This window comes from Prauserella endophytica, assembly GCF_005146945.1.
GTDB classification, from domain to species: domain Bacteria; phylum Actinomycetota; class Actinomycetes; order Mycobacteriales; family Pseudonocardiaceae; genus Prauserella_A; species Prauserella_A endophytica.
The window spans coordinates 1-4,112 of record NZ_SWMS01000068.1; the positions used below are offsets into that span (position 1 = coordinate 1).

Annotated in this window: 5 protein-coding genes; 1 reads left to right on the top strand and 4 read right to left on the bottom strand. The window is 65.7% G+C overall.

Features of this window, described 5'->3' with window-relative positions; all coding sequences use genetic code 11:
* Positions 1-77 precede the first annotated feature (77 nt).
* The 4 genes from ppk2 to FCN18_RS38840 form a co-directional block, all read right to left on the bottom strand.
* Positions 78-1,067 (bottom strand): polyphosphate kinase 2, encoded by a 990-nt coding sequence (gene ppk2, locus FCN18_RS38825; RefSeq protein WP_228714367.1) that lies wholly within the window; start codon positions 1,065-1,067, stop codon positions 78-80.
* A 564-nt stretch (positions 1,068-1,631) separates the two neighbouring features.
* Complete coding sequence (locus tag FCN18_RS38830) at positions 1,632-1,961, bottom strand: DUF3040 domain-containing protein (protein ID WP_137097584.1); 330 nt, start codon at positions 1,959-1,961, stop codon at positions 1,632-1,634.
* 98 nt (positions 1,962-2,059) lie between these two features.
* Positions 2,060-2,527: a hypothetical protein gene (locus tag FCN18_RS38835; RefSeq protein WP_137097585.1), complete on the bottom strand. Its 468-nt coding sequence runs from the start codon at positions 2,525-2,527 to the stop codon at positions 2,060-2,062.
* 15 nt (positions 2,528-2,542) lie between these two features.
* Positions 2,543-3,142 (bottom strand): hypothetical protein, encoded by a 600-nt coding sequence (locus tag FCN18_RS38840; RefSeq protein WP_206078105.1) that lies wholly within the window; start codon positions 3,140-3,142, stop codon positions 2,543-2,545.
* Positions 3,143-3,848: 706 nt separating this feature from the next.
* Between FCN18_RS38840 and FCN18_RS38845 the strand changes: the two genes are divergently transcribed.
* Positions 3,849-4,070 (top strand): hypothetical protein, encoded by a 222-nt coding sequence (locus FCN18_RS38845; protein ID WP_323808411.1) that lies wholly within the window; start codon positions 3,849-3,851, stop codon positions 4,068-4,070.
* The last annotated feature ends 42 nt before the right edge of the window (positions 4,071-4,112 follow it).

Consider the following 4,112-nt stretch of genomic DNA (forward strand, 5'->3'; position numbering starts at 1 on the left):
GGTGACCGCTGGCCGGGAGCCGAGACCTACTGATCAACAACGCCGGAAACACCGATCATGGGATAGACCCAAGCGGGTCAACGTTGGGTGGTCGGGTGGTGGCCGGGGCCGAGGAGGGCGTCGGTGGGTTTTGCGGCGATGGGGGTGGGGCTGAGCGAGGTGTCGTCCTCGCCGGGTTCCAGCAGGGTCGCGGCCGAGCCGACGATGAGCGGGTCTGGTTCGCCGACGATGTCGGGGTCTTTGTCGTCGTAGTCGAACCGGGCCAGGACGCTGCGCATCGCCTCGGTGCGGGCGCGTTTCTTGTCGTTGCTCTTGACCACTGTCCACGGGGCGCTGTCGGTGTCGGTTGCCCGGAACATGGCGACTTTGGCCGTGGTGTAGGCGTCCCAGCGGTCCAGCGCCTTGATGTCGTTGGGGCTGAGTTTCCACCGCCGTACGGGGTCGATCTGGCGGATCAGGAACCGGGTGCGCTGCTCGGCCTGGGACACCGAGAACCACAGCTTCACCAGGAGCACGCCGTCGTCGACGAGCATCTCCTCGAACGCCGGCGTCTGGTGGACGAACCGCTCGTACTGCTCATCGGAGCAGAAGCCCATCACCCGCTCCACCCCGGCGCGGTTGTACCAGGACCGGTCGAACAGCACCATCTCGCCGGCCGCCGGCAGATGCTGGACGTAGCGCTGGAAATACCACTGGCTCTCTTCCCGCTCAGTGGGCTTGCCGAGCGCGACCACCCGAGCACCGCGCGGGTCGAGATGCTCGGTGAACCGCTTGATGGTGCCGCCCTTACCGGCCGCGTCCCGACCCTCGAACACGATCACCATCTGCTGACGTGCCGCGGCCACCCAGTACTGGAGTTTCAACAGCTCGATCTGCAGCAGTCGCTTCGTCCGGTCGTACTCCACCCGGCTCATCCGCGACCGATACGGATAGTTGTCCCGCCACGTGTCCACCTCGGAGCCACCCGGCCACCGCAGGACCGGCTCGTCCTCATCGCTGTAGTCGGCTGTGATGCCCTGACTCAACTCAGGGAACGCCGCCGCGACCTCGGGCGAGTCATCGATCACGCGTTTGAGAGTACCCACCGAACCTGCTGTTAAGCCGCCATCGAGTCCCGCACGCGGTGGACAGCCACGGCTACGTCGACCTGTACGAGCAGATGCTCGCTCACCACGCCGGTCGTGGTCGGAATGTATAACGTGTGTCCGGGGTGATGAAAAAGATCTGCGAGAGGCCCCGCACCGTGCGGACTTCTCCCAGTGGGGGAATCTGTACGGCCAGCAGACTGATCAGCGCATAGTTGACACCGCAGGCCACCAGCCCGCCACGGGCGAGTCCTTCCAGCCAGCGACTGGATGCCGCGTCACGCCCCACGGGCTTGGCCCCGAACCCCTGCCGAACCTGCCTACCTATTGACGCCATGAGAGTCGCACCTCGGTTCGCCCGTTGTCTCCAGACAGCCACCGAGGCCAGAGCGGCGAAATCTTCAGCATCCCGGTACCGGGACCGGCAGAGACGCGCTGACCTGACGCTACGCCCGCCACGCTGCCACGAACAGGACGTGCCAGTGCGACAACCCCCGCCGCCGCGGCCTACCCGGGCTGCGGACCGCGCCAGTCGCGTTGCGGAGATCACGCGGCTGGCGGGGTGGTGGTTGGCGGCTGCTCGCCGGTTGTGCTGTGGGCGAGGCGGGCGGCGGCGAGAAGGGTCCAGGGTGCAATGACGCAGAGCGTGAGGACGCCTACGCCGATTGGTCCGAGGCCGAACAGCCGTATGCCGATCGGGATCATGGCGAGTCCGAGGGCGAGCAGTCCCAGGAGGCGGAGCCAGGTCCGCGCCGCAGGCGAGGACTGGCGGCGGACGGACTCCGCGTTCAGCGCCGCCGCCATGCCTGCTTCCTTCGGGGTGAACTCGCCCTCGATCTGGGCGAGGATCTCCTTTTCCCGCCGCGACAACTCCATGGCCCTCCTCCCATCTTGTCGATGAACGATCCCAACTCTCACGCCAGAGCCCTCTGGCTCGCCGAGGGCTCGGGGTGCGTGTGGTGGCGCGCTAGGGGTCAGGCGTCGAGAAGCTGGTTGAAGAACGTCCGGTAACGGCGCAGGGCGAGTCGCAGGTCCTCGGTCAGGGCCTCGGATTCGCCGTGCCACTGCCCTTCCAGTTCGTGTTTGCGTTCGGTGAATGTGCTGGCCAGTGATTGCAGTACCTCGGCGAGGAGGTGATCGGCGCCCTGTTCCGCGTCCTTTGGGTCGTCGACGAATCTGGTTTGGATCTGCTGCCATTCGACCCGGAACCGTTTGGCCGCCTCGGGATGGAACAGGTGCACGGGTGATTCGTCGTCACCGACCGCCGGAGGTGAGGTATGGCCATCGACAGCTAGAGGCGGGGCATCGACGAGCCGGTCGTGATGGTTATCGGGGCCGGCGGTCAGGTCCGCTGTGCGCGGCTGGATGTCGTCTGGAACGGCTCCATTTGGCGTGAGTTGGTCCTTGGCGGGATGATTGTCGGTTCCCTGGTCGGGATGCATGCCATGGCTCCTGGTTCAGGTTCGAGGGTTCGGGTTCACGCCGCGGCCGGCGTTGTCGACGTGGTCGGCTCGACCGTCCACAGTGGGGTCGAGTAGGTCCTCGAACAGTGACCGGTAGTGCACCATCGCCTTCCGAAGTTCCTCCGTGGACACCTGGCTCTGGTCGTGCCGGGTCTTGATGTCGTGTGCGCTGCGGTAATGCTCGAGTGTCGAGGCGTGCTGGACCGACAGGTCGGTGACCTGTTGCTGGTAGTCCTCGGTCGGGTAGCCCCGCTCACCCATGACCACGACCACGAGCCGGTCCGCCTCTGCCACCGCGATGTCGGGGCGGTCGACGAACTTCGCCTGGATCAAGGCCCACTGCTGCGCGTAACCGTCTCGCGCGGTCGGCGACAACGGCGTGATGTCGAACTGCTCGTGACGCTTCTCGCGCTCACCGAGCTCCCGCTCGGCTGCCCGCCGGTTCTGGCCGTCGTCGACAGCCTTGTCGTACTCAGGGCCGAACCGGTCCCGCAGCTGTTGTCGGCGCCGAAGCCGGGCCACCACCAGCCAGACGACCAACGCCGCCACGATGACGACGGCGACGATGACACCAATGATCACGCCGGTTGACATCACACATGTCCTTTCACGATGGGAGGATCTTGCTCGTTAGGTGGGTCGCCGGCCTGAACACACGGGGAACGAGGGGGTTTCATCGGTGCTGCTGCCCGTATCGGCACACTTCCCGCGGGAACCCGGGACCACCGTGTAGTCCACGCGACAGCGCTCGTCGACCAACCAGCTGGCCACGTCGCGCACGATGCGGATCTGCCAGATCCTGACTGGAAAAGGGAGTCGCTCTCACGTAGGGGAGGCTGTCACACAGCCATGGTGTCCCTCTCCGTCGTCAAACACTGCGATTCGACTGCCGGGGTCCGGGACAGCGCCCACCAAAGACGCGGGGCCAGTATGCGCCGCACCGACATTCTCCACAAGAGGACCCCGACCGGCCCCACATCCCACGGGTCAGAATCGATCTCCGACTCTGGTGGCCCACTGGTCGTCGTGGCTGCACGGTGGCACGTGATTGGGCCGATGACGCTGAAATCGTTGTCAACAACAGGGATTGCGCGGTGGTCAGCCGGGGTATTCGAGGCTGGGCCGGGCAGATCGTGTGACCCCGGTGAGGCCTGGTTGCCCGGTGAGAATGGCGGAGTGTGCGACAGATGTGGTGCTCACGAGCGCGCGTTGACCGATGAGTGGGTCCGACGAGACGCGCGCGTCCCGAGTGCCGGTATCAGGCCGGGACGTGACAGGGTTGGTGCCGACTGGGTTGCGGGTGAGCGCGGCTCTGTCGTGGCGGTTCATCGTGGTGATCGCCGCGCTGTACGTGATCGTGTGGCTTGCGGGCTACTTCTCGCACCTGATCGTGCCGATGGCGATCGCGCTGTTGCTCGCCGCGCTGATGGCGCCCGGCGTCGACCGGCTTGTCAAATGGGGCGTGCCGCGCTGGGTCGCCGCTGTGATCGTGATGGTCGGCACTGTCATGATTTCCGTGTAAGCCACGGATGATGTGTTTCTTATCTTAGTGGAGTGGTATGCG

What these genes read in the sequence shown, in the direction of transcription:
- FCN18_RS38830 (WP_137097584.1), bottom strand. Translation starts at nt 1,961, where the DNA reads ATGGAGTTGTCGCGGCGGGAAAAGGAGATCCTCGCCCAGATCGAGGGC.
- FCN18_RS38835 (WP_137097585.1), bottom strand. Translation starts at nt 2,527, where the DNA reads ATGCATCCCGACCAGGGAACCGACAATCATCCCGCCAAGGACCAACTC.
- FCN18_RS38840 (WP_206078105.1), bottom strand. Translation starts at nt 3,142, where the DNA reads ATGTCAACCGGCGTGATCATTGGTGTCATCGTCGCCGTCGTCATCGTG.